Raw genomic sequence first — 23,115 nt, forward strand, 5'->3', positions numbered from 1 at the left:
TACAGCGAGGGCAAATGAGAATAGTTTGCGTATCTCATTTTTTTTATGATCTGCACAAAGCGGTGAATTCGTAACAAAGAACCATGTGATATTTGTATTAGAGCATGGCATGTACCGCAAGAACTATTTGAAAGCTCCTACAAACTTTCAATCAATTGAACAACCTGATGGATCTAATCAAGTATGAGAGGGAACGATTATGCTACGCGCTTTAACTTATGGCTTTCTGACGTGTTTAACCACAACCGGCTTTTTGATGAATCATGCTGCGATGGGAGGAATCTCAATTTCCGGACCAACATCAATCAGTGGTTTTAATGACACGCCAATCGAAGACGGTACATGGAATGTCGCTTTACTTGGAACTGCATTCTCTCTTGATGATGCAATTGTATCAGTCACTAATGGGCAAACAGTTACTGCTATATCAACGATCATTGGTTCGAGTATGAATCGTCACGCTTATCTTAATGTGTTCGGCGAAGATTCCGTGTACTCATCAAACTACATCGCTGTTTCTAAAGCACAAAGTGTGCCATTCGAAATAACCCAAGGTTACCTCTATGCCGGCAACGGCGGAACAGTCGCCGCATTCAATTTCGACACCGGCACAGTCAAATATTCAAACGGCCACATCGAGATCGCCAACGATTCTGTCCTAAGTGTGATCAATGACTTCAATGCATCGCATCATTCGTTTAGCGAAACAGATCTCATCGCGAGCACACTTTTTGTTGGCGGCAACATGATCTATGGCCAATCAGATAACGCCGAAGATACACCATCGGCACGACTTTATTTACGTGACAGCGAAGCGACAGTCGAGGGTGAAGTAACATTTCACAACAACTTATTCGCAAACTTTACTCTGCACAACAATTCGAGACTCAATGTCGGATCACAAATGTTTCTCGGCTACAACACAAACCTCAACTTGAGCGACAACTCCGTGATGGTCATCGACGAATCATTAAGACTGGGCGGTTCTATCACTGATTCTGCATCAAATCGAAGCACACGTATTAACAATGGCAGTCATCTGCAAGCATTCAGCTTCCGATCAGCAGATTCAAATCGAATCTTCATCACAGACCAAGGATCCGAACTCAGCACCGCTTCAGAAATCAGTATCTTCCGATTTACCGATGAACGTGTTGACGTCAACATCCTGAATGGCGGCACCATGAGCTCAGGAAGCAGCATCGCATTCTCGGATTATCTAGGAGCAAATGACTTTGACATTACCGTCCACGGTATTGATTCACGAATGCAAGCCAACAGCTACATCTCATTCAACGGCTCCGACTTTTATACAATCGACGTCACACTCGATGCAGGCACCATCACAGCTGGACAACACCTATCCCTAAATACAGCCAACTTCCAACAATACGGTGGCGTGGTCGAAGCATCACGAATATTCATGAATGATTCGGTCTACGCTTTTCATTTCGGTACAATCCGCTTTACCGAAGAACAGGATATATACAACGGCCACGAACTCTCACAGATCATCAGCAAAGCAGGCATCCTACAAGGCCAAAACATCGAACTCACAGGCGAAACCAATATCTACATGCAACTGCCCATCAACGGCGGCTCACTCAAAATCGGCAACCTGCTCACCCCGCAAAACGCCAGCATGCTTAAAGGTCGATTCACACAAACTGAAGAACTCAGCTCCTATGCCATCCTGGCAATGCTAGAAGATCGCACCGTTGAAGCAGGGATGCATTTTGCATCTGAAAGCAACATTGATATTGCAGCAAATACACGAGTAAAAATGACCGGCGGCTCACTGGGCACAACATTTAGAATTGGTGGAAACCCAGAACACCCTCAATTACTTAGTCCATTAGCAGGCATGATTCTTCTTGCTGGTGTTATCGAAGGATCTGGTGAACTAAACGGTGCGACATTGATTACACCAACAGGTGAACTACGGATTCTTGAAGGTGATACGATGCGAGCAATGAATATCAACAACACTGGTGTCATTGATATTGTTGATGGGCATCTCGATGCGCGATTCGGTGTATTGGTCAATAACAACAATGGATTGGTGAGTATTCAAAATAGCAACTTCAGAACTGATCTCATTAAAAATGAAGGTGATATTGCAATCACTTTTGGAACCAGTGCAATACGTGGCGATATCGAAAACAATGGTCGTGTAATCATCTCAGGCAACTCAAACATGACGCTATGGGATGACATCATTAACGACAAAATTTTGCATGTTTCAGATGGCTCCACATTGGTTGTTTATGGATCCTTCTCTGGTAATGGCACAAGTGGAACAGGAACCATCTTCCTTGAAGGCGATACACGTCTTGGCTTCTCCCCTGGCTACACCGTTAACGGAGGCAACACTATCCTTGGGAGCAATCACGAATTAACAATTGAAATTGGCGGCACCCTGCCCGGCTCCGAATACGACGTCTTCGGTTCATTACAGCAGCTCGCACTCGACGGCGACCTCCTCGTTCAATGGTACAACGGCTTCAACGCTTCTCTCGGTGATAGCTTCGATATCCTCGAATGGAATTCGCTTACCGGTACATTCGACAACATTGATCTCGCAGGCGCATCACTTGCTGCAGGACTCCAGTGGGATACATCAGACCTCTACGTCACAGGCACAATCACTGTCATCCCAGAACCCGCAGCGATCACCCTACTTCTCGCCGGCTCATTACTGCTTATCCGAAGATCGAATCATTGATCGATATCGCTCAAGTTAAAATAATAAGGAAGGCATGTACGAGACATGCCTTCCTTTAATGCGCATAAAAAGAAGCTGCTAGCCGTGCCGCTACCGATTACCCCAAGTACATGCATGCCACATGTTCTTGTCAATAACAGATGATACAGAACGTAACAGTACCGAAGCGCTGATTAGATTGTTTTTATGTTCATCACCCACCAACGTCCAAGCTGATAGATAGTGAAGGAGATTCACAACACCGTATTTAGCTTTCCTGACACGATCTTGCTTGACCCATTATAACTGTGTCTCTTCGAACACAACTATAACCGATCCACTCCAGCCGTATGTCATGGCGATCTCATTCGAGTGTGCTCACTTGCAAGTAAACACATCAAAAGGCTTCGCATCATCTGTGGGCCTGGCCGCAGTGATCCGTGTACACGACCCGATGGCATACCGAATCATTTATACACGTTTCCTCGCGGCGAAAACCTTCTTACAGTTTCAGCTACACGTCGATCATTGCCAGTGGGGTTGGCATACCGAATGCATACGCATCCAGCCATGACTTTGGAATCCCACATTATGCATCCGCATTGTTTCACGAATCAACCAATATCAATCGCACACCAGTACAATCAACATCAACCGATCAATGATCACAAAACATCTAACACAACGCAGTACTCCAAGGAAACTGCCGCCCTATCCTGTATGCGGAGGGGTGCAACAGGCATTCAGACGAACCCGAGCAGGCAACAGTTCCAAGCGGAGAGGCTCCATTGAACTGTTCCAGTTTCCTTCCCTTCAGTCTCGCTGCCTCAAATACACATTGCTGTATACCGAATCACAAAACTGATTTATCAGGGGGAATAAACCGGGGGTGGCCTACGGTTCAGCGGATCAGATCCATCTACTTGCGTAAACAAACCCAACGGGCTGAAAGGTAAACGACCGACGGCACGGCTCATCGCAGCTTCATCTCATAGATCATCACGTCGATCACGTCCCCGCAATCGCACACCAGCACGTCATCATCAGCCCTTGGCTAATCTGAACGTGCCAGCAACGCAATGATTCGTTTAATCCACTACGACACAATCTTGATGAGCTTCACCTTCCCGATCACAGTTTTTGCCGTGTGGGGTTAGGTTCACCCATCTTCGTTCCATATCACTTGCCAAAGAGCATTCGACCACAAGCCTCTCACTAGCAGCTCCCAGTCAGCCCAGCGAATTTGTCATCCGCCCGACTTCTTGTTCTATCCCACTTCACAAACGCATCATGCCGTCCCCAGCAATCTGTCGCAAGATATTTCCATTTTGTTGATTTACGGTGCATTTCAGGAAAATAACCGGTGGATAAGCTGACATCTTCATTCATGTCAAGGCCGATTTTCACCCAATCACCCTCAGCCTTTTCACAATCCCAATTCGGCCTCTCACCACACAAGATATCGCCCCGCCTTATGAGTAATATTGTGAGTAACGCGTCCCCTATTCGTCAGAAACATCAAAAATCTGTAAAATCCCCCCCAAGATGCAAAATCAAACGAATCCTACCGTCGATCTCAAAACTGTTCCCGCACGCCTCGCCCTTGAGGACGGCTCAGTCTTCCATGGACAAGGCTTTGGTGATGTATCATCACGCACTGTCGACGCCGAGGTCTGCTTCAACACCTCCATCACCGGCTACCAGGAAATCCTCACCGATCCCTCCTATGCCGGCCAGATCGTCACCATGACCTACCCCCTCATCGGCAACTACGGCACAAACCCCGCCGACCTCGAATCCTCTAAAATCCAAGTTTCAGGCTTCGTCGTCCGTGAACTCGCCAACCTCGCCAGTAACTTCCGTTCAACCGAACGACTTGAAGATTGGCTCGCCTCACAAAACGTCACCGGCATCACCGGCATCGATACCCGCGCCCTCACCCGTAAACTTCGTATCAACGGTGCCATGAACGGCGTCATCACCACCGACACTAGCAAATCAGACGCCGAACTCGTTGCCGAAGCAAAAGCATCCACCGGACTCGTCGGTAAAAACCTCGCAGAAACCGTCTCAAGATCCGAAACCCTTCAATGGGATGAAGATCTCGGCGACTGGGCTCCCATCCAAGGTACCGTCGAACGTCCCACCAACGCCTTCCGTGTCGTCGCAATCGACTGCGGTGCCAAGCTCAACATCCTCCGCAACCTCACCGACTCCGGCTGCGACGTCATTGTCGTCCCATGGAACACCTCCGCCGAGGAAATCCTCTCTCATCAACCCAACGGCATCTTCGTTTCTAATGGCCCCGGCGACCCCGCTGCCGTCTCAGAAACCATCGAAACTCTCAAATCCCTCACAGGCAAGCTTCCCATCTTCGGCATCTGTCTCGGCCATCAACTCCTCTGCCTCTCACTCGGCGCTGAAACATACAAGCTCAAATTCGGCCACCGCGGCGGAAACCAGCCCGTCCAGAACCTCGAAACCGGCAAAGTTGAGATCACCAGCCAAAACCACGGCTTCGCCGTCGAAACCGAATCACTCGAACACGTCGGCGCAGAAGCAACCCACATCAACCTCAATGACCGCACACTCGCCGGTTTCCGTCACAATGAAATGCCCGTTTTCGCCATCCAATACCACCCCGAAGCTTCGCCCGGCCCACACGATTCTCGCTACCTCTTTGATTGCTTCATCGACATGATGCAGTCCGGTAAGTCACCCACTGGCGAGCAAATGGACACAGCCCAACGCCGTCGAAATGACCTGCTCACTGCCACGTCTCGCGATCAGTAGCAATACCATTTGTTAAACTAGGCAAAATATAGCACCCCGAACATTCGCAAATTTTGGGCAAACCTTATCAATTTAACAACTTATATCAATACCGCAGTCCATAACACAGTTAACCTCAATTTCATAATATTTAGTGTTATACCTATATAAAACATGTTGCAAAGCATTTGGTAAGCGGTTAACTTTAGAACTGTTCAGATGAGTGAATATGAAATGGTTTTCAGCGACCACATCTATTCACCCTGTGAACGCCGGAGGATTGGAGATTGCAAGGATGTATGTGCAACCCATTTCTTTATCGGCATCGCTGATTTTCTTTCAGTCAGCTTTGTAGTTTTTGACGATACTTTTTGTACGACGAACTTTCTACAACATATTGCTTAGATGGATACGCTCCTACCTGTATCTAGTCTCGGCAACAATCCGCAGTCTGCTTTTCCTACACGCAGACGCAGGAGGGCTTGGGTAATGCACAACTTCGCCAGCAAATCTATACGTTTTGCCACAGGTGCCACAATCGCCGCCGCTATGACATTCTCTATTGCAGGTGTCTCCACAGCAGCCATCGTTTGGGACCTCGACGCAAGTAACCCGTCAGCAGATGTCACCATTCAGGAAATCATCGATAACGGTGGTCTCCAAGTCGAAGGCTTATTCTTCGATGATTGGCTCGTCGCTTCCACCAGCAGCGATGTCGACATCAATGCAAGTGAAATCAAGGTTCGCGCCTTCACCAATGGTGATGGCGGCGTAGGTATCACCTTCCTCGCACCTTGGGTAGCCGGCACCAACACACAGTACACCACAAACATTGAATTCAGCATCGACGCCGCAACTGCCATCACTGGCGTGCAGCTCTGGACAACTTCATACGCCACAACCGGCGAAGGCGTTGTCAGCATCGCTGAAAATATCACAACCGAACCCCCAACGGTCTTCGATCCCAACAGCGTTGGTGAACTTGGTGTCTACTATCAAGAAAATGACCCTTCCAACGTCACCGGCGATCAAGCAACCTTCGATCCAGAAACCAAGCTCTACATCAGCAAGGACATCTCAGTCCGTGGTTCTGCCGATCCAACAATCGCTGGCAATGCTCACCTGAGCAAATTCAACCAGTACTACCTCGTTGTACCTGAGCCAGCCTCGCTCGCTCTCTGCAGCTTGGGCATGATTGCTCTACTTGGTCGTCGTCGTACCAACTAAGCATCAAGCAATAGATTACCCAACCATCATGGAAGATAACGTGCCCGCTCATCGTAGCGGGCATTTTTCATGCTCACATCGTCAACCCAATTGAGCTTCACCTCACAACTCACCTATAATACGCCGTCCATCATTCACACCACCTTGAGGCTTTTTGGGATGCGCACATTCACACAACACACAACTCAATCCACCGACTGGTCCCTCCAACAATCAGCCGACCTCTACCGCATCCCCGCCTGGGGTAAAGGCTACTTTGGCATCAACGATTTAGGCCATCTCACAGTCCACCCCAAACAAGACGCTCCCCCCCCTTCTCTCCCCCCCTCCTCCATTTCCCCCTCAGTCGCAGCCCCATCTTCCGCTGCTATCGACCTAAAAGAACTCATCGATCAACTTCGCAGCCGCGATATCCATACCCCCATCCTACTTCGCTTTACAGACCTCCTCCGCGAGCGGCTCGCCGAAATCGCTTCCGCTTTCCAAACAGCCATCACAGAAAACGATTATCAAAGCAACTACTGCGCTGTCTACCCCGTTAAAGTTAACCAACAACGACACGTCGTCGAAGAAGTCCTCGGCTTCTGCAAACAACATAACTTCGGCATCGAAGCCGGATCAAAACCCGAACTCCTCGCCGTCCTCGCGCTTGTCACCGACAATGACACCCCCATCATCTGTAACGGCTTCAAAGACGATGCCTTCATCGAAGCCGTCATACTCGCCTCAAAAATCGGCCGCAACATCATCCCCGTCGTCGAAAAGCTTTCCGAACTCCGTCTAATCATCCGCTGTGCCAAAAAGCACAACGTACGCCCCCGCATCGGCGTCCGCGTCAAGCTCGCCACCACCGCCGCATCCAAGTGGGAAGACTCCGGTGGCATGCGATCCAAATTCGGCCTCTTCATTTCCGAACTCCTCGACGCCATCGAAATCCTCCGCTCCGAAAACATGCTCGACTGTCTCCAGCTCCTCCACTCCCACATCGGCTCCCAACTCTCCGACTCCGCCCAAATCAAGCGAGCTGTCAACGAACTCGCGCGCGTCTACTGTGAGCTCCATAAATCCGGCGCATCAATGCAACTACTAGACGTCGGCGGCGGCTTCGGCGTCGACTACGACGGCTCCCAATCCACTGCCCATTCCTCAATCAACTACACCCCTCAAGAATACGCCAACAACATCATCTTCCACATCAAAGAAGCCTGTGACGCCGCACAAGTCCCACACCCCACCATCATCTCCGAGTCCGGCCGCGCCATGGTCGCATACTCCTCCGTCCTCGTCTTCGACATCCTTGGCTGGTCAGGCTTCAAACGCTTCCCGCTCCCCGAAGCAACCCCCAAAAACCTAGAAGACCTCATCAAACCCGTCCAAACGCTCTACGAAACCTTCGCAGAAATCAACACCGACAACTACATTGAATACTACCATGATGCGCAGATGAACCGCGACGAAGCACTCTCACTCTTCAACCTCGGGTACGGCTCACTCCAAGAACGCGGCCTCGCCGAAAAACTCTTCTTCGGCATCTGTTCCAAAGTTCTCACCATCGTCAAAACACTGCCCGACATGCCCGAGGAATTCGCCAACCTCGAAGCCATGCTCGCCGACACGTACTTCATCAACGGCTCCGTCTTCCAATCACTCCCCGATAGCTGGGCCATCGAGCAAATGTTCCCCATCGCCCCTATTCACCGCTTAGACCAGGAACCAACCTGCCGCGGCAAGCTCGTCGACATCACTTGCGATTCTGATGGACGCATCGAAAAATTCATCGACGCCACAGGCACAAAAGACGTTCTCGAACTCCACACCCTCACCGACGACCCCTATTACATCGCCGTCTTTCTAGTCGGCGCATACCAAGAAATCCTCGGCGACCTCCACAATCTCTTCGGCGATACCAATGCTGTCCACGTCTCACTCGATGACAACAACCAAGTCTCCATCGACGAAGTCGTTGAAGGCGATACCGTTTCCGAAGTCCTTCGCTACGTTCAATACGAACCCGAAGAGCTTCGCCGCAACATGCGCCGCATCATCGAGCAATCCATCAAAAACAAAAAACTCACCGTCAACGAAGGTAAAGCCCTTCGTCTCTTCTACGAGCAGGGCCTCGCAGGCACCACCTACCTCAACCCCGACTCAAACACTTAAGTTCATCCCGATAAATTCGTCTCTTCACGTCGCACCAGCCGACGACCAACAAGCCCTTAGGCACAAACTGCCTGCAATAGCGCACTTACACATTATCACACCCCACTCCCAACCCACCTACAAACCACTAACCAACCATTAGACTGAGATTCCAGTGTTCGACTTCCTTCCAACCACAATCCCCCTCTCCATCGTCATCACCATTCTTGCCATCGCTGCCATCATCATCGGCATCAGCAAATCCGGCTTCGGCGGCTCCACCGGCGTCATCGCCACACCACTCGTCGCCAACCTACTGCCCATCGAGCAAACCCTCGGCTTCATGCTTCCTATCCTCATGATCGCAGATATCATTGCCATCAAACAACATTGGAATAACCAATCATGGAAGCATGTCCGCTGGATCGTCTCCGGTGCAACCCTCGGCGTACTCGCGTCAACAATCCTCATCTTCCTTCTCGCTAATAACACTGCAACACTCGATACATACATCAAGCTCGTCGTCGGCATCCTCTGCCTCTTCTTCGTCGTCTTCCAAATCGCGCGAGACCTGGGCATGCCCCTGCCCCACATCCCCGAAACACGCAACGGCGGCATCACCTGCGGCACCTTCACCGGCACAGTGTCAACACTCTCCAATGCTGCCGGCCCAATTGTCGCCATCTACATGATTGAACAAAACCTTGGCAAAAAACGCATGACTGCTACCATGGTATTCACCTTCGCCATCATTAATTGGCTCAAGGTACCAGGTTTCCTCTTCCTCGGAATCCTATCTCCGGGTGCAGTTCTTTTGGCTCTCTGTTTCCTGCCTTTCATACCCGTCGGTTCGCTTCTCGGGATCTGGATGCATAAACGCGTCAACGAGACACTCTTCAACGCAATCATATACGCTGCTACCGCGCTCTCATCTTTCTCGCTCGTCTACAAATCCATCGCTCCCTAATCAACGACGACACCATGGGCAATACAAACAAATCGCACATCGCCATACTGAAAAAAAAATACATCGATCTCATCCTCACCGGCGTCAAATCCGTTGAATCTCGCATCACCAAATCTGCATGCGCTCCATTCAACCAAATCGACGTCGGTGATACCATCTTCCTCAAAATCTCCAGCGGCCCATTCGTCGCCAAAACACACGCCATTCAAATCGAGCAGCACCAAAATCTCAACCCCGATCAAATCATGCAGCTCTACCACCGTCTCGATGCAGATGTCTGTGGCGGCATCGACTACTGGCAATCAAAAACCCCCTGCCAATTCGCCACCTTCATTTGGCTCAGTGATCTCATCCCCATCACCACCGGCCCCGACTACCCCAAATCCATGAAAGCATGGCACGTCCTCCACGGCTCCACACACCAATCTCAATCCCCTTCTCCCAAAGCCCTCAATCGCCTCACAGGCCTCAATCGCGGCCCGACCATCTCACACACCCCCAACACCTCAACGCACCCGCACAGCAGCTTCCCCGCCTCACCAGACGACTTCACCATCACCCTCACACCCGGCGCCCTCAAAAACGGCTACATCCGCATCCCCCCCCTGCTATTAAGGCAATCTTACACCCCAAACACCTCCCCTACCTCCCTCAATCTCATCCTCCCGAATGCCGATCAAATTACCACTGAAATCATCCCTCGCCGCAACATGATCCGCTGGCGTGGCTGGCCGCAACTCTTCCAATCACACAACCTCACCCCCGGCGACGAAGTCCGCTTTGTCTCCCTCGGCAATGGGCGGTATCGTGTATTATTCGTAAAGCAATCCTGATTGCTCATAGCACATCAAACCCCGCTAACACAGTTTTTTTCACACCAGGCCCTACAGGTAACACGATGGATATCAACCTCAACGATTTCGTCACAGACAAGCAACTCGACAATCTCATCATGACCGCCATGCAAGAAGATATGGGCGTCGCTCATCTCGACGTCACCAGCGAAACCTTCATCCCCGCCGACCTCCGCGGACAAGCCTCCATGGTCGCCCGCGAAACCGGCAAGCTCGCGGGCATCGCCCTGCTCCACAAAGTCGCCGCCGCATACAGCGGCTCAGAACCTACCGACCAAATCGAAGTCGAACTCCTGCTCCCCGATGGCTCAACCATCACGCAAGGCGATACCGTCGCACGATTCACGGGTTCAATGCGTCGCATCCTCTCCATGGAACGTGTCGCCCTCAACCTTGTGACCCATCTCTCCGGCGTGGCTTCCCTCACATGGCAATACGCAGAAAAATGCCTCGACACGAATGCCAAAATCTACGACACCCGCAAGACCATCCCCGGCCTGCGCGGCCTGCACAAGTATGCCGTCCGTTGCGGCGGCGGCGCAAGTCATCGCATGGGTCTCTACGACGCCGTTCTCATCAAAGACAACCACATCGCCCATCTCGGCATCGACGATCTTCACCAGGCTCTTACGGAAGCTGTGAAGCGAGCCCACTCGAAGTTCGATAATCTAAAATTTATTCAGGTCGAAGTCGACACGCTCAATCAACTTAAGCAAGTACTTAACACCGGCATCGATATGGTGTTACTCGACAATATGACCAACGAACAATTGCGTGAAGCTGTTGTGATCCGCGATTCGCAGGACCCGGGTGTGCAGCTCGAAGCCAGCGGACGCGTGAACTTGCAAACCGTACAAGACATCGCAAAAACCGGCGTTGACCGCATCTCCGTCGGCGCGTTGACGCACTCAGCCCCTGTTTTCGATTTTGGGTTAGACATCATCGAACAATAAAATGACTCATAGACAAATATTTGCCGATAGTTTAAGTATTGGCGATTTAATAAGATGCAAACGCGCGAGGAGGTTCGATTGCATCAGACCAAACCCATCAACATCGGCTTGCTTGATTGCTTACTGCAAAGCAAAACCGCGATCACGCGCGAGTCACTTGCACTCACCCTAGGCTTGTCACGGGATCGTATTGCGGACGAATTGCATGTCCTAACTCAATATGGCTGCGAGTTTAACGAACACCCACAGCACGGCATTGTCATGATTCAAAGCGGTTTGGGCGTGTGGTCAGATTACCTCGAAAGCGAATCGTCTGTCCTTCGAAACGTGTTGGTTTATGGCACAACTGGCAGCACGCAAGATATCTGTAAAGACATCTCTAACAGTATCACCGCTAATCCGCAAGACCTTGATCACACGCTGGTTATCGCCCATCATCAGCAAAATGGTCGCGGGAGGTTAGGCCGAAAATGGATCGCGCCGGAAGGCAAAACGATTTCTTGCAGTATGATCAAGACGATTAATCACCAATCAGATGCCGAGGTGATCAATCGGCTTACATTGGCGGTTTCCGTTGCGATTGCGCGGACGGTTGAGTTCTTTTTGCCGGAGAAAAAAGGGGTTACACAGATCAAGTGGCCGAACGATGTTTGGGTGGATGGACGAAAAATTGCAGGGATTTTAGTTGAGACAGTACATGCGAACAGACAGCCGACAGGTTTGGGCTATCCATCGAGTAGTGAGGAAGGTTTGGCGGCTGCGATTATCGGGATCGGGTTGAACGCGGGGCTGGATGAGGGAGATATTAAAAGCGCAAAATTGGATGGCCCCAAGTATTTACCGACGAGCTTGAAGATATGCGGCTGTGATGTTGATCGGCTTTTGGTGCTGCGAAAACTGCTTGAATTTGTGGATGAGATGATCGAACGCGCGGATGATGAGGCGATTATGAACGAGTGGCGCGGCCGATGTTTGCAGTTTAAGCAGCAGGTGAGATTGCGTAATGGGACGCAGGAAATTGTGGGTGAGGTGGTGGATATTGATCCGGCATTAGGGCTGATTGTTCGCAATGATCGTGGGATGCTGACCCATATGCCGGCCGCGTCAACAACGGTAATCTGACTGGTTGCACACTTCGTTTTTGCGCACAAAATTTTTATTTTGCCTGTTTTTCCACATTTTCGAGGTCAAAAATCGGCGACTTATCATGTGTTTTGATGCGTTTTCGATCGGTTTTGGAGAGAAATGACCCTAAAACATTGCTCATTTTTTTGGCCAAATCGCTTTCATGCGCGCGCCCGGAATTTTGCCTTTTTGGCACGGCGTTTGCATATCCTTGATGCAAGAAGAATGTTTGGTACATAAGTTGGGTGTTGTGCGTGATAGGCTGAGGGTGGCGTTTATGATTAATGCGCAAACTTCGACACGATCATCTATTCATCAATTAGCTCGAATGATATTTCGTACAGTTAAAAATGATCCGCCATGGTATACTTATTTTATGGGTATGTTTTGTAGAAAATGCGAGTACGATTTGCAGCAGATTCCTTCGCGTTGCTGCCCGGAATGCGGCACACCATTTGATCCGGCATATGAGAGATCATATAAGACGACACTTGAGAAGCCGTGGCGCCTGGAAACATTCATCGCCTGGGCATGTTTACCGGCCGCATTTATTTTTTACCCTTTCCATATCAATTGGATTTACTTCAGCAACTATTTCTACTTACCTATTATCTTCGTCTCTTTCGGCTTTGGTTTTAGCATGTCGGGCTTACGCCGAGGTTGTAAGACTAACCGTCGATTAGCCTCTATTGCTTTTTTGTTTGCAAACTTATACCTATTCTTTATTGTAGGTTCGCTATTGGATTGTATGATTTTTGAAGAATATCGTTTTCATGTTTTTCGCCCCATATTCGAAGTCGTGACACTTTCAGGAGCGAGACGCTAATTAAACCACAATTATCGAAATTTGTAGCCAATATACACTAAGAGATTACGCTCACTCGCCAGTTCAACAACCTGTGACCTGTCAGATCGCGGCTACTTTATAGTAGTTCGATGTGTATCAAATTATATATTTGGCGAATATTCATCCGGCGGTGGCAGGCTTGAGGATGGTTCGATTAATTTCTTTTGGTTGGTATTTGCTAGAATTAAAAAAAGACCTGCAATTGCAGGTCTTTTTTGTTGGTATAAGTTGTGCTGATTATTTTGCGGCTGCGCATTCATTGGCGGTTTGGACGAGTATGTCGAGGCCTTGCTCGAGTTTGTCGTCGGCGCATGCGTAGGAGATGCGGAAGTGTGTGTCTTTTTGTGAAAAGACGTTGCCGGGGATGACGAGGCAGTTCTTGGCGATAATTTTTTCAACAAATTCAGCGCCGGTAAGATTGAGTGATTCGGGGACTTTGGGGAATGCGTAGAAAGCGCCGCCGGGGGTTGTGAGTTCGAATGTGCCTGCGAGTTTATCGACGACCATGTCGCGTTTGCGTTTGTAGGCTGCGACGAAGTCGGACATGTCGAGGTCATGAGCGATGACGCCGCCGAACTGGGTCATGGATGGTGCGCAGACGAATGAGTATTGCTGAAGTTTGGTCATCTGATCGAGGACGGCTTTGGGGCCGACGGCGTAGCCGAGACGCCAACCGGTCATAGCGTAAGTTTTGGAGTAGCCGCGCATCATAATGAGGTTGGGTGAGTAGGCTGCGGGTGATGGGCAACGATCTTTGCCATCGTGATCGGAAGGCGTTTTTTCATAGCAAAACTCGTCATAGATCTCGTCAGAAAGCATGAGGATGTTTTTGTCTTCGCAGAGTTTGACGACGGCTTTACAGACTTCGGGTTTGGCGACGACGCCTGTCGGGTTTGAGGGGGTGTTGAAGAGGAGGACTTTGGTTTTGGGGGTGATGTGTTTTTCGATGCGGTCTGGTGTGAGCTGGAAGTCGGGATAGGTATCGACGAAGACGGGTGTGCCGCCTGCGAGGGTGACGAGGTGCTTGTACATGACGAAGTATGGGTCGGGGATGAGGACTTCATCGCCGGGGCTGATGGTGGTGAGGAGGGCGAGCATGAGGGCGCCGGAGACGCCGGAGGTGATGAGGAGGCCGAGGTCGTCGTTGTTGAAGGTGCCTTGAGCGTTTGCATAGGTTTGCGGGAACTCGGAGATGAGCTGGTTCATGACCCGTTCGCGGAGATCGGCCATGCCTTGGGTTTGAGTGTAGGAGTTTTTGCCGTCATTGATGGCTTTGATGGCGGCTTGCTTGATGGTGTCGGGGACATCGAAGTCGGGCTGGCCGATGGAGAGGTTGATGGGGTTTTTGAGGTTTGCGGCGAGGTCGAAGACGCGGCGGATGCCGGAGGCGTCGATGGCGTGGAGCTTATCTGTGATAAAGGATTCGGGGTTGAACATGGTGTAGGTTCCGGATTTATATGTTTCAGGACGAATCACAGGCGTGTGACGGAAAGGCGAAGGGTCAGTCATGAAAAGACAAAGCCCGATGCTGCGAGGGGGTTTGGGAAGCCCCTTGTAGCATCAGGCTGGTCATTTAGATCTGGTACCAGCCTCCGTTGCAAGGAGGCGGTGATTGACAGCGGAGCCTACGGGCTCGGCAGGTCAATTATTTCTTTTTGCCGGTGACGAGCTTGCGTGAGCCAACCTTTGGCAGACCGAGTGGGTCGCCGGAGTTGGTGTCAAACTTGCCGTTCTTGACGAGCTTTTCGATGCGCTCTGCACGCGTGAGGACGTTGCGGTGCTTAGCGAGGCCACTGCCCGACTTAAGGCTTGGGTCGATACTCATGGTGATGTATCCTTCTACAAGGCTTGAAATTATTGTCCGTAATATTCTTGGTAGCGATTGATGTACTGCTGACGATCGTTGTCGTCATATTTGTTGTAGTACATGTCACTTAACTTACTGCCAATTCGGCTGTTATATTTCCACCAGTCGATCCCAATGCGAAGCATGTCGGATTTAAACTGGTAGCCGGGGGTCTGGGGGGATTGTGTATCCTTGAAACCGTTCCGGGCTACAACCGTGACAGTCTTACTATTATGCGCGGGATAGGCTGCAGTTTCAACTCCACGGGTTTTGAAGAAGTCGATAAGGTCGACTGCTTTCTCATTACTGCAGGTTGTGATCTGAAGGTAGTTTAGGCCGATCTCGCGGGGATCGAGGTCTGGAGGGACGACGATGTCGCCGGTGACTTGAATGACACGTTCAGTGAGTGAGAGCGAGGCGGTGGCGGGGTCGATAGGGCCAAGGGTGTTGTTGGGAAGTGGCGCGATTCGGCCGGTGTTGAGGTTTTGGAGGCGTGCTTTGGTGAGCTCGGCGAGCTCGGCGACCTGGTTCTCAGCGTATTTGATACCGCGTGAGTGGCCGACCCAGTAGGACATGCCGATGAGGGCGAGGATGGCGAGGCAGATGCAGACGAGGAAACCACGGGGGACCCGGAAGAGGACAGGCTCATCGAGAGCGGCCCACCATGCTTTGTGTGCTCGGCCTGAGGGGTGTGGATCACGTTGCTGGGCGGGCTCGGGAGAAGCGTGTGGCGAGGTTGAGGGATCAGCGGGTTTTTGAGTGGAATCTTCCGAGGGAGAAGGATCTTTTTGGAATTGTTTTTCGAGCTGAGCTTGCTGCTCGGCCTTGCGCATGATCTCGAAGGGTGCGATGGAACCTTTGCTTTTAGGGGGCATGGCTGGGCTCGGGTATGGGGGAATGGGGTACGTGACTGAGGTATTAATATAACAAGTGGGTGAGAGGTTGGGGAGGTGGTGTAGAAAGGGTTTGAGGTAAAGGTCTGGGCGCAAGCGAGGGATTGATTTGAATTGCAGGTGTGGGAGATTTAGTTGTAAGACACCCCACGACCGGCGGTCGTAGGCTTGAAAGAAAGTTGCGTGTAAGAGGGATGATGAGATTAATTGGGGGCGGATGATCCGATGGCGATGGCGGAAGCCATGGCGTGGGATTTGATGTGGGATATGGAGATGAGGACGTCTTGTATGCCCTGCTCTGCAGCGAGGTCGGCAGCCATGTTGTGGAGGATGACTTTGGGTTTGCCGTTGCCGATACGGAGGACTTCGACATCAGTCCAGTTGATGCCTTCAGAGATACCTGTGCCAAGGGCTTTGAGAACGGCTTCTTTGGCGGCGAAGCGACCGGCGAGGAATTCGTCACGTCGGGCGGTCATGCCTTTGGAGGCAAGCTCTTGTTCGGTGGGTGTGAAGCATCGGTCGAGGAAGTGCTGACCGTGCTTTTGGAGCATCTGTGAGATGCGTGGTATATCGGTGAGATCGATGCCGTGTGCGATGGTGTGCATGGGGGTATTGTAACATGGTGTGGGGCGAGAGGGTGAGGTATGATATGCGGGTCATGGATGAGAAACTAAAGAAGATATCGGAGAAGGTTTATGCGGGTGAGCGGCTGTCTTTTGAGGATGGCATGGCGATCTTGCAAACCGAGGATGTGTGGACGTTGGGTGAGCTGGCGAATCATGTTCGGCAGAAGATGCACGGGCGGGTGACGTATTACAACGTGAACCGGCATTTGAATTACTCGAATGTGTGTGCGCTGTCGTGTAAGTTTTGCGCGTTCTATCGGAAACGTGGTCAGGATGGTGCGTACGAGTATGATCTTGATCGGGTGAAGAAGGAAGCCAAGGAGGCTGCGGAGGCTGGGGCGACGGAGATACATATTGTTGGCGGGTTGCATCCGTACTTGCCGTTTGAATATTACACGGAGATGCTGGAAGCGATTCGCGATATTTCGCCACAGATTCATATCAAGGCGTTTACGGCGGTTGAGATTGTGCATTTTGCGCGGATCAGCAAGCGGCCGAAAGATTTGGTGGGTGTGCTGGAAGATTTGAAGGCGGCGGGTTTGGGGTCGCTCCCTGGCGGTGGCGCGGAGATCTTTGATGACCGCGTGCATGACGAAGCGTTCAAGGGAAAGATTCGATCGGATATGTGGTTCAGGGTTCACAAGACGGCGCATGAGTTGGGGCTGATGAGCAATGCGACCATGTTGTATGGGCATATTGAATCGCTTGAGGATCGGGTGCAGCACTTTATGCAATTGCGTGATGCGCAAGATGAGGCGATTGAGAAGGGACATGGGGGCAGATTCCAGACGATCATTCCGTTGCCGTTTATTCCGGATAAGTCGGAGCTGGAGCATCTGCCGGGGCCGAGCGGTTTGGATAATTTGAAGATGCTTGCTGCATCGCGGTTGATGCTGGATAACTTTGCGCATGTGAAGTCATTCTGGATCATGCAGACATTGCAGCTGAGTGAGTTGGCGCTGAACTTTGGCGTGGACGATATGGATGGGACGGTTGTGTGGTATGACATTACGAAGGTTGGGGGGAGTGATACGCATCAAGAAGTGACGGTGAGTGATTTGCGGAAGTCGATTGTTGATGCGGGTTATGAGGCGGTGGAACGCGATACGTTGTACCGGCCGATTGAACGGGATGGTGCGGAGTGGCGGCTGGCTGAGGAGGTTGTGGTTTCGTAATTCTGGGAGTTTTTTATGTGCGAAGTTGATCCCACTAATGGCAAGATAGATAAGCGTTGGTTATTGAGCGGCGATTTGCCGTGCTTGGGGTGTGGTTACAATTTGCGAGGATTGATCGGGCCGGTGGTGCAGTGCCCGGAGTGTGGGAATGGGAATGATTTGAGAAATCCTGAGCCTTGGAAAGAGGTGGAGTTGCCGCTGGGCGTGAAGCAGCGGGAGCATTGGCCTGCGCTGGCGCCGGGATTGTCATTAATGGTGGCAGTGGTCGTTTTGATTGCGGGCAGGGAGTTGTTGTACTTTCTTATGCAGCTAAATGTAAGGGGGTTTACGCTGTCGGGTGTTGGTTTGAGAGGCGTATTGCCATTCGGGCTGATTGCTGTTTTTGCGGGCGGATGGTTGTGGCTTTGTATGAAATGGTTGAAGTCGGCGGATTGGAGCCGCGGCGCTTGGAAAGTGTTGTTGGGAACTCATGCGGGGACGTGGATGATCTTTTTGGGACTGACGGTTGGGCCGAGCAATTATTTTTTGCGAGTGCAGCCGCGAGTTGACGCTTGGGTGCTGTTGCCGTTTGTGATGTTTCCGGCCGGTTGTGCGGCATTGATTTGGGTGAAGGTGCTTTTGAAGAAGGCTGATGGGGAGAAGATGCGATACCGAGAGGATTGGGCGAATTGGTTGTTGCCAGTGGGTGAAGGCGGGGACGCTCGAGAAAGTTGAATGGTGGGTTGATTGCGGTGGATGCCACTCCAAACACCTTAGCCACAAATATGAGTATATCGTTACTATGTAGCCGATATATAGAGACCGATGGTTTATGTTGCAAACACCCTGCCACCAGCGGTGGCAGGCTTGAGAATGACAAAGCCATGCGTCTAACTGTTGATTAGCGGCGGTTCCAAGGGTCGAAGCGGTATTGATTTTCTTGCTGGGCCATGATTTGCGAGACGCGATAGCCGTTGTAGGCTTGCCAGCCGACGAAGATGGCGATGATGAAGAGCCATGTGCGACCGGACATGAGTGCGAGGATGCCGCCAACGATGGCGCAAACGAGGCCGATGGCGGAGGTGATTTGGAGTGAGCGAGAACGGCCAATAAAGAACCAGAGGATGGCTTGAAGGATTTGGCCGCCGTCCAAGGGGTAGATGGGGAGCATGTTGAAGATGAGGAGGACGAGGTTGATGGAGTTGAGCCAATAGACGATTTCGATGAGGTTTGAGCCGAGGATCGTGGTGGGTATGCCTTCGGGGGTTGTGGGGATGAGGAAAGCGGCGAGGAGATAAAGGCCGAAGAGTATGGGGAGGAGAACGACGTTGACGAGTGGGCCTGCTGCGATTGACCAGAGGACGGCACCGGGGCGTTGAGGCGGTTGTACGAAGGCGATACCGCCTAGGGGCCAGAGCATGATGGTGTCTGCTTTACCGCCAACAGATCGGCAAGCGAGCGCGTGGCCGAACTCGTGAATGAGGACGATGCCGAAGAGGCCGAGATAAGTGAATATCCCAACGAAGATGTTTTCTGAGAAGATTGTCCCGGGCAGGACAAAAAAGATGCCAGCGACAACGAGCCATGACCAGTGAAGCCAGACGGTGATGCCGCGGAATTGGAAAAGACGCCATGAGCCGTTACGCATTTCTAACATGTTTGGATTATCGTCGGTTAGATGTAGGTGGGTCAATTTTATAAGGACAAGCGTTAATCTTTGTGTGTAACGTGGGAATGGTCGATAATATTCCGTATGGAAACAGATCATCAACAGGTAGCGATCGTGACGGGAGCCGGCTCGGGGATTGGGCGAGATACGGCGATGATGCTGGCAGAGCATGGTTTCGAAACGGTGCTGGTATCACGTACAGAGAAGAATTTGGACGAAACGGCGATGCTGATACGTCAGGGTTGCGAGGGGGCTGAGCCGTTGGTTGTGGCGGCGGATCTGACTGAAGCGGGAGCAGCGAAGCGGGTTGTGGAGGCAACGATCGACAAATTCGGGCTGGTAGATGTGGTATGCAATGTAGCAGGGAGTGCACCGTTATTGCAGATTGGCGATATTACGCCAAAGATTTGGCGGGACTGCGTTGATATTAATTTGAGTGCGGTGGTGATGATGACGCAGGCGGTGTGGGCGCATTTTAAGTCGAGGCAGAATGGGATGATCGTGAATATCTCGTCGATGGCGTCGATTGATCCTTTCCCGGGTTTCTCGATATACGCGGCGGCGAAGGTTGGAGTAAACATGTTTACGAAGTGCACGGCTGATGAAGGGGCAAAGCTGGGTATTCGAGCGGTTGCGATTGCGCCAGGCGCGGTTGAGACGGAGATGTTGCGGGAGAATTTTAATGAGAAAGTGATCCCCACTGAGAAGACGCTCGACCCGAGCGTGATTGCGGGAAAAGTGTTGGAATGCGTGACTGATCACGAATCATTTAGTTCTGGGGAAACGATTGTTGTGGCAAATCCATGATGAGAATTGCGTGATCAGGCTAGCACGGCGAATACTGAAAAAGGTTGCGATTGTATTTTTTTCTTTTCAAAGCGTGATGAATCGTGATAATGGAATCAATTAGAACGTTGAAGCTATTGGTTTTGGTATGGTCGCGCAGCTGTGTTCTTTAAAGAAGCCTTGAATTATTTTTGTATTCATTTTCCGTCGAGGCTCGTTTAATAGCTGGTTTCATGGTTGAAATTACGTGTTGGCGTGTGATTTGTGATTGCGCTTACGTATTGCACCGCTGGCTAATCAGTAAATAGAAGTTACGTGATTATTCATTCAACGACTGTGTTTGTGTGTGAATTAACGAATATTACTTTTGCTTGTGGGGTTTGCCATGCTTACTGTTGGACAAGAACTGCATACGTATACGTGGATAGACAATTGGGTCAAGGTGCCGGAGGTTTCGTCTGCTCGAAAAAATGGGCGAACGCTGGGGATCGTCTGCACGGATGATCAGAAGATTGTGGTGTTTCACCAATCAGATCCGGGGATATTGATTTATTCGCAATCAGGGAAACTGGCGAAGTCGTGGGGCGGCAGGTTTTTGGGCGCGCATAGTGCGAGCTATGTGAAGGAAGGTGATCGAGAGTATCTTTGGCTGTGTGATGAAAATAGTTGTGAAGTTGTAAAGACGACGATGGACGGGGAAATGGTGATGCAGCTAGAACGTCCTGACCATGCAATGTACTCGGAGGGTACCGCTTTTATACCGACATCCATCGCTGTGTTTGAGGAAAGATACGGTGGGAATGGCGATATCTGGGTGTCGGATGGATATGGTGCATCACTGGTGCATCAGTATGACAAGTTTGGGAATTGGTTAAATACGATCTCTGGGGATGAAGGGAAGTCAGGGCGGTTTTCTTGCCCGCACGGTTTGGCGTTTAGATACGACCGCGCGGAGCCGGAGCTGTATATTGCGGATCGTGGACATGAACGGATACAGGTTTACAATCCTGAGGGGCAGCATATGCGAACGATTGAAGGGATGTTGCATTCGCCCTGCTCTTTCACTTTTTTCGATGGCTGCACTTATATTCCTGAGTTATTTACGGGGATCAAAATATTAGACCCAGATGATCAATTGATTGCATCGATTGGCGATCATGATGGGATAACAACAGCGCCGGGTTGGCCGAATATGGGCGGAACAGATTGGGTGAAGCCGGGCTTGTTTAATAGCCCGCATGACTTGACGGTTGATGCGGCGGGAAATGTTTATGTCGCAGAATGGATCATTGGCGGGCGTGTAACAAAGCTGGAAAAGGTGATCAGTTAACGAACGATTTGGTGTAGGGATAGAAAAAGCTGAGCGTTATGCTCAGCTTTTTTCATGCGATCATTATCACTAACTGACGATTAGATCGGTATGATTTCGCAGTTAAGTATTTGTTTCCCTGCAGTTTTTACGGCGTCAGGTGAGCCGGTGAGGATGTGTGTGACGGACGTGCCTGAACGTTTGTTGGGTGTACCTTGGACGACAACACCGGGGTCATGGTATTCCATTTCACCGAAGGGGCCGTAATTGCCATCATCGTTGTAGGCTTGAAGGACGTCACCGCCTGTAATGCAATCTTTGTCGTTGGAGATCGGCTGGTCAACGTATGGGAGGCCAGGGAATGAGGGAAAAATGCGGATGATGAGTGTGGCGGTGGAGCCGATCTCTCGGTAGTAGCCCATGCGGCCGGTGGTTGCTTCGGGCGGTATACCCATTTTTGTGCGTCGATTGGCGTCGATGAGATAACGAACTGCGGTGTCGTCCCATTGCACATGGAGATCGCCGAAGTCTTCGTAATAGGAGGTGGGTGTTTCGATGGGTTGTGCGAGCGGACAGATGAGTGTGCCGCGAGGTGGGACTTGTAGGATATCCCATGCACCGACGACGGCTTGTGGATCGCCTTGGGAAACTTGTATCTCATTAGTAATGCTGAAGCTGGTGCAAGTGACGTTGTCGGGAAGCCCTTCAGGTCGGGGGCAACGGCCTATGAAACGTTCGATGTCGAATTGAATCTTTTTGTTGGTACGGCCATCCGTCAGTTTGATGTCACGGTTTTGCAGGCAAACATGTTGCGAGCCTGCGTCGGCGGTTTGATAGTTGCCGGGGTCGACGTTTTGTGGGACGGCTGCCCATTTGATAGCGTCTTCACGCGCTTTTTCGAGTGATGGCCAATAGTAGGCGATTTCGGGAGCGACCCAGACACGGTCACCACCGCCGTAATAACCGGGTTCGATTTCGCCACCTGAGTAGAAAAGGTTTTCATCGATACCGTCGATCTGGCAGGCGATGATGCGTGCGGCCTTTTGTGTGACGAGTAGCTTGCCGCCTTCAAGTTGAATTTCGAATTTGTCGAGACCGGCGTTGTTGATGTTGCCGACCATTTGATTGAACCAATCGTTCATGTTGTTACCTCGTTGTGACACACTGAAATATCCCATCTGACTATGAGGATTGGTATTAATCTAGCGTATGGATGTTCGGTTCGCATGTTTTTATAGGAAAAA

20 protein-coding genes are annotated in these 23,115 nt (G+C 50.9%); 13 read left to right on the forward strand and 7 right to left on the reverse strand.

What is annotated here, in order from left to right:
- The first annotated feature begins 199 nt into the window (after positions 1-199).
- The 8 genes from KS4_RS10120 (at position 200) to KS4_RS10155 (ending at position 12,738) form a co-directional block, all read left to right on the forward strand.
- Positions 200-2,725 (forward strand): hypothetical protein, encoded by a 2,526-nt coding sequence (locus tag KS4_RS10120; RefSeq protein ID WP_145077611.1) that lies wholly within the window; start codon positions 200-202, stop codon positions 2,723-2,725.
- 1,524 nt (positions 2,726-4,249) lie between these two features.
- Positions 4,250-5,497, forward strand: coding sequence for a glutamine-hydrolyzing carbamoyl-phosphate synthase small subunit (gene carA / locus KS4_RS10125; protein ID WP_145077613.1), 1,248 nt, complete (start codon positions 4,250-4,252; stop codon positions 5,495-5,497).
- Positions 5,498-5,965: 468 nt separating this feature from the next.
- Positions 5,966-6,703: a PEP-CTERM sorting domain-containing protein gene (locus KS4_RS10130; RefSeq protein ID WP_200761143.1), complete on the forward strand. Its 738-nt coding sequence runs from the start codon at positions 5,966-5,968 to the stop codon at positions 6,701-6,703.
- Between the two features lie 159 nt (positions 6,704-6,862).
- Positions 6,863-8,863, forward strand: a complete 2,001-nt coding sequence (gene speA, locus KS4_RS10135; protein ID WP_145077618.1) for a biosynthetic arginine decarboxylase — start codon at positions 6,863-6,865, stop codon at positions 8,861-8,863.
- A 154-nt stretch (positions 8,864-9,017) separates the two neighbouring features.
- The gene (locus KS4_RS10140; RefSeq protein ID WP_200761144.1) at positions 9,018-9,809 is read left to right on the forward strand and encodes a sulfite exporter TauE/SafE family protein; all 792 of its coding nucleotides are present in this window, start codon (positions 9,018-9,020) and stop codon (positions 9,807-9,809) included.
- A gap of 14 nt (positions 9,810-9,823) precedes the next feature.
- Positions 9,824-10,642: a DNA binding protein gene (locus KS4_RS10145; RefSeq protein WP_145077621.1), complete on the forward strand. Its 819-nt coding sequence runs from the start codon at positions 9,824-9,826 to the stop codon at positions 10,640-10,642.
- A gap of 65 nt (positions 10,643-10,707) precedes the next feature.
- On the forward strand, positions 10,708-11,616 hold the full coding sequence (nadC, locus tag KS4_RS10150; RefSeq protein ID WP_145077623.1) for a carboxylating nicotinate-nucleotide diphosphorylase: 909 nt from the start codon (positions 10,708-10,710) through the stop codon (positions 11,614-11,616).
- Between the two features lie 54 nt (positions 11,617-11,670).
- A complete protein-coding gene (locus KS4_RS10155; RefSeq protein WP_145077625.1) occupies positions 11,671-12,738 on the forward strand; it encodes a biotin--[acetyl-CoA-carboxylase] ligase in 1,068 nt (355 codons plus the stop codon).
- Positions 12,739-12,772: 34 nt separating this feature from the next.
- Here the strand turns inward: KS4_RS10155 and KS4_RS17600 are convergent, their stop codons facing one another.
- Positions 12,773-12,937, reverse strand: a complete 165-nt coding sequence (locus KS4_RS17600) for a hypothetical protein (RefSeq protein ID WP_200761146.1) — start codon at positions 12,935-12,937, stop codon at positions 12,773-12,775.
- 18 nt (positions 12,938-12,955) lie between these two features.
- On the opposite strand from KS4_RS17600, the gene KS4_RS10160 reads away from it, so the two are divergent.
- Positions 12,956-13,567: a hypothetical protein gene (locus tag KS4_RS10160; RefSeq protein WP_145077626.1), complete on the forward strand. Its 612-nt coding sequence runs from the start codon at positions 12,956-12,958 to the stop codon at positions 13,565-13,567.
- Between the two features lie 258 nt (positions 13,568-13,825).
- Here the strand turns inward: KS4_RS10160 and KS4_RS10165 are convergent, their stop codons facing one another.
- From KS4_RS10165 to acpS, 4 genes are all read right to left on the reverse strand, one after another.
- The gene (locus KS4_RS10165; RefSeq protein WP_234698789.1) at positions 13,826-15,097 is read right to left on the reverse strand and encodes a pyridoxal phosphate-dependent aminotransferase; all 1,272 of its coding nucleotides are present in this window, start codon (positions 15,095-15,097) and stop codon (positions 13,826-13,828) included.
- Between the two features lie 136 nt (positions 15,098-15,233).
- Positions 15,234-15,413 (reverse strand): small basic protein, encoded by a 180-nt coding sequence (locus tag KS4_RS10170; RefSeq protein WP_145077628.1) that lies wholly within the window; start codon positions 15,411-15,413, stop codon positions 15,234-15,236.
- A 29-nt stretch (positions 15,414-15,442) separates the two neighbouring features.
- Positions 15,443-16,309, reverse strand: a complete 867-nt coding sequence (locus KS4_RS10175; protein ID WP_145077630.1) for a hypothetical protein — start codon at positions 16,307-16,309, stop codon at positions 15,443-15,445.
- A gap of 221 nt (positions 16,310-16,530) precedes the next feature.
- Entirely contained in the window at positions 16,531-16,932 is a 402-nt protein-coding gene (acpS, locus tag KS4_RS10180) for a holo-ACP synthase (protein WP_200761147.1), read from the reverse strand.
- 53 nt (positions 16,933-16,985) lie between these two features.
- Here acpS and mqnE point away from each other — a divergent pair, with 53 nt between their 5' ends.
- Positions 16,986-18,128 (forward strand): aminofutalosine synthase MqnE, encoded by a 1,143-nt coding sequence (gene mqnE / locus KS4_RS10185; protein ID WP_200761148.1) that lies wholly within the window; start codon positions 16,986-16,988, stop codon positions 18,126-18,128.
- Between the two features lie 15 nt (positions 18,129-18,143).
- Entirely contained in the window at positions 18,144-18,842 is a 699-nt protein-coding gene (locus KS4_RS10190; RefSeq protein ID WP_145077634.1) for a hypothetical protein, read from the forward strand.
- Positions 18,843-19,008: 166 nt separating this feature from the next.
- Here KS4_RS10190 and KS4_RS10195 read toward each other — a convergent pair whose 3' ends face one another.
- Positions 19,009-19,764, reverse strand: coding sequence for a site-2 protease family protein (locus KS4_RS10195; protein WP_200761149.1), 756 nt, complete (start codon positions 19,762-19,764; stop codon positions 19,009-19,011).
- A 96-nt stretch (positions 19,765-19,860) separates the two neighbouring features.
- On the opposite strand from KS4_RS10195, the gene KS4_RS10200 reads away from it, so the two are divergent.
- Positions 19,861-20,583 (forward strand): SDR family NAD(P)-dependent oxidoreductase, encoded by a 723-nt coding sequence (locus tag KS4_RS10200; protein WP_145077638.1) that lies wholly within the window; start codon positions 19,861-19,863, stop codon positions 20,581-20,583.
- A 364-nt stretch (positions 20,584-20,947) separates the two neighbouring features.
- On the forward strand, positions 20,948-21,892 hold the full coding sequence (locus KS4_RS10205) for an NHL repeat-containing protein (RefSeq protein WP_145077640.1): 945 nt from the start codon (positions 20,948-20,950) through the stop codon (positions 21,890-21,892).
- 80 nt (positions 21,893-21,972) lie between these two features.
- Here KS4_RS10205 and KS4_RS10210 read toward each other — a convergent pair whose 3' ends face one another.
- On the reverse strand, positions 21,973-23,013 hold the full coding sequence (locus KS4_RS10210) for a DUF6786 family protein (protein ID WP_145077642.1): 1,041 nt from the start codon (positions 23,011-23,013) through the stop codon (positions 21,973-21,975).
- Positions 23,014-23,115: the final 102 nt, after the last annotated feature.

Origin of the sequence: Poriferisphaera corsica, from assembly GCF_007747445.1 — a bacterium.
GTDB lineage: Bacteria > Planctomycetota > Phycisphaerae > Phycisphaerales > Phycisphaeraceae > Poriferisphaera > Poriferisphaera corsica.

Bases quoted from the DNA above. Each gene is read 5' to 3' on its own strand.
- KS4_RS10170 (WP_145077628.1), bottom strand. From the start codon at position 15,413: ATGAGTATCGACCCAAGCCTTAAGTCGGGCAGTGGCCTCGCTAAGCAC.
- speA (WP_145077618.1), top strand. From the start codon at position 6,863: ATGCGCACATTCACACAACACACAACTCAATCCACCGACTGGTCCCTC.
- KS4_RS10195 (WP_200761149.1), bottom strand. From the start codon at position 19,764: ATGTTAGAAATGCGTAACGGCTCATGGCGTCTTTTCCAATTCCGCGGC.
- acpS (WP_200761147.1), bottom strand. From the start codon at position 16,932: ATGCACACCATCGCACACGGCATCGATCTCACCGATATACCACGCATC.
- KS4_RS10145 (WP_145077621.1), top strand. From the start codon at position 9,824: ATGGGCAATACAAACAAATCGCACATCGCCATACTGAAAAAAAAATAC.
- KS4_RS10155 (WP_145077625.1), top strand. From the start codon at position 11,671: ATGCAAACGCGCGAGGAGGTTCGATTGCATCAGACCAAACCCATCAAC.
- nadC (WP_145077623.1), top strand. From the start codon at position 10,708: ATGGATATCAACCTCAACGATTTCGTCACAGACAAGCAACTCGACAAT.
- KS4_RS10160 (WP_145077626.1), top strand. From the start codon at position 12,956: ATGCAAGAAGAATGTTTGGTACATAAGTTGGGTGTTGTGCGTGATAGG.
- KS4_RS10210 (WP_145077642.1), bottom strand. From the start codon at position 23,013: ATGAACGATTGGTTCAATCAAATGGTCGGCAACATCAACAACGCCGGT.
- KS4_RS10205 (WP_145077640.1), top strand. From the start codon at position 20,948: ATGCTTACTGTTGGACAAGAACTGCATACGTATACGTGGATAGACAAT.
- mqnE (WP_200761148.1), top strand. From the start codon at position 16,986: ATGGATGAGAAACTAAAGAAGATATCGGAGAAGGTTTATGCGGGTGAG.
- KS4_RS10175 (WP_145077630.1), bottom strand. From the start codon at position 16,309: ATGCCCCCTAAAAGCAAAGGTTCCATCGCACCCTTCGAGATCATGCGC.
- KS4_RS10130 (WP_200761143.1), top strand. From the start codon at position 5,966: ATGCACAACTTCGCCAGCAAATCTATACGTTTTGCCACAGGTGCCACA.
- carA (WP_145077613.1), top strand. From the start codon at position 4,250: ATGCAAAATCAAACGAATCCTACCGTCGATCTCAAAACTGTTCCCGCA.
- KS4_RS10120 (WP_145077611.1), top strand. From the start codon at position 200: ATGCTACGCGCTTTAACTTATGGCTTTCTGACGTGTTTAACCACAACC.
- KS4_RS10165 (WP_234698789.1), bottom strand. From the start codon at position 15,097: ATGACTGACCCTTCGCCTTTCCGTCACACGCCTGTGATTCGTCCTGAA.
- KS4_RS10190 (WP_145077634.1), top strand. From the start codon at position 18,144: ATGTGCGAAGTTGATCCCACTAATGGCAAGATAGATAAGCGTTGGTTA.
- KS4_RS10200 (WP_145077638.1), top strand. From the start codon at position 19,861: ATGGAAACAGATCATCAACAGGTAGCGATCGTGACGGGAGCCGGCTCG.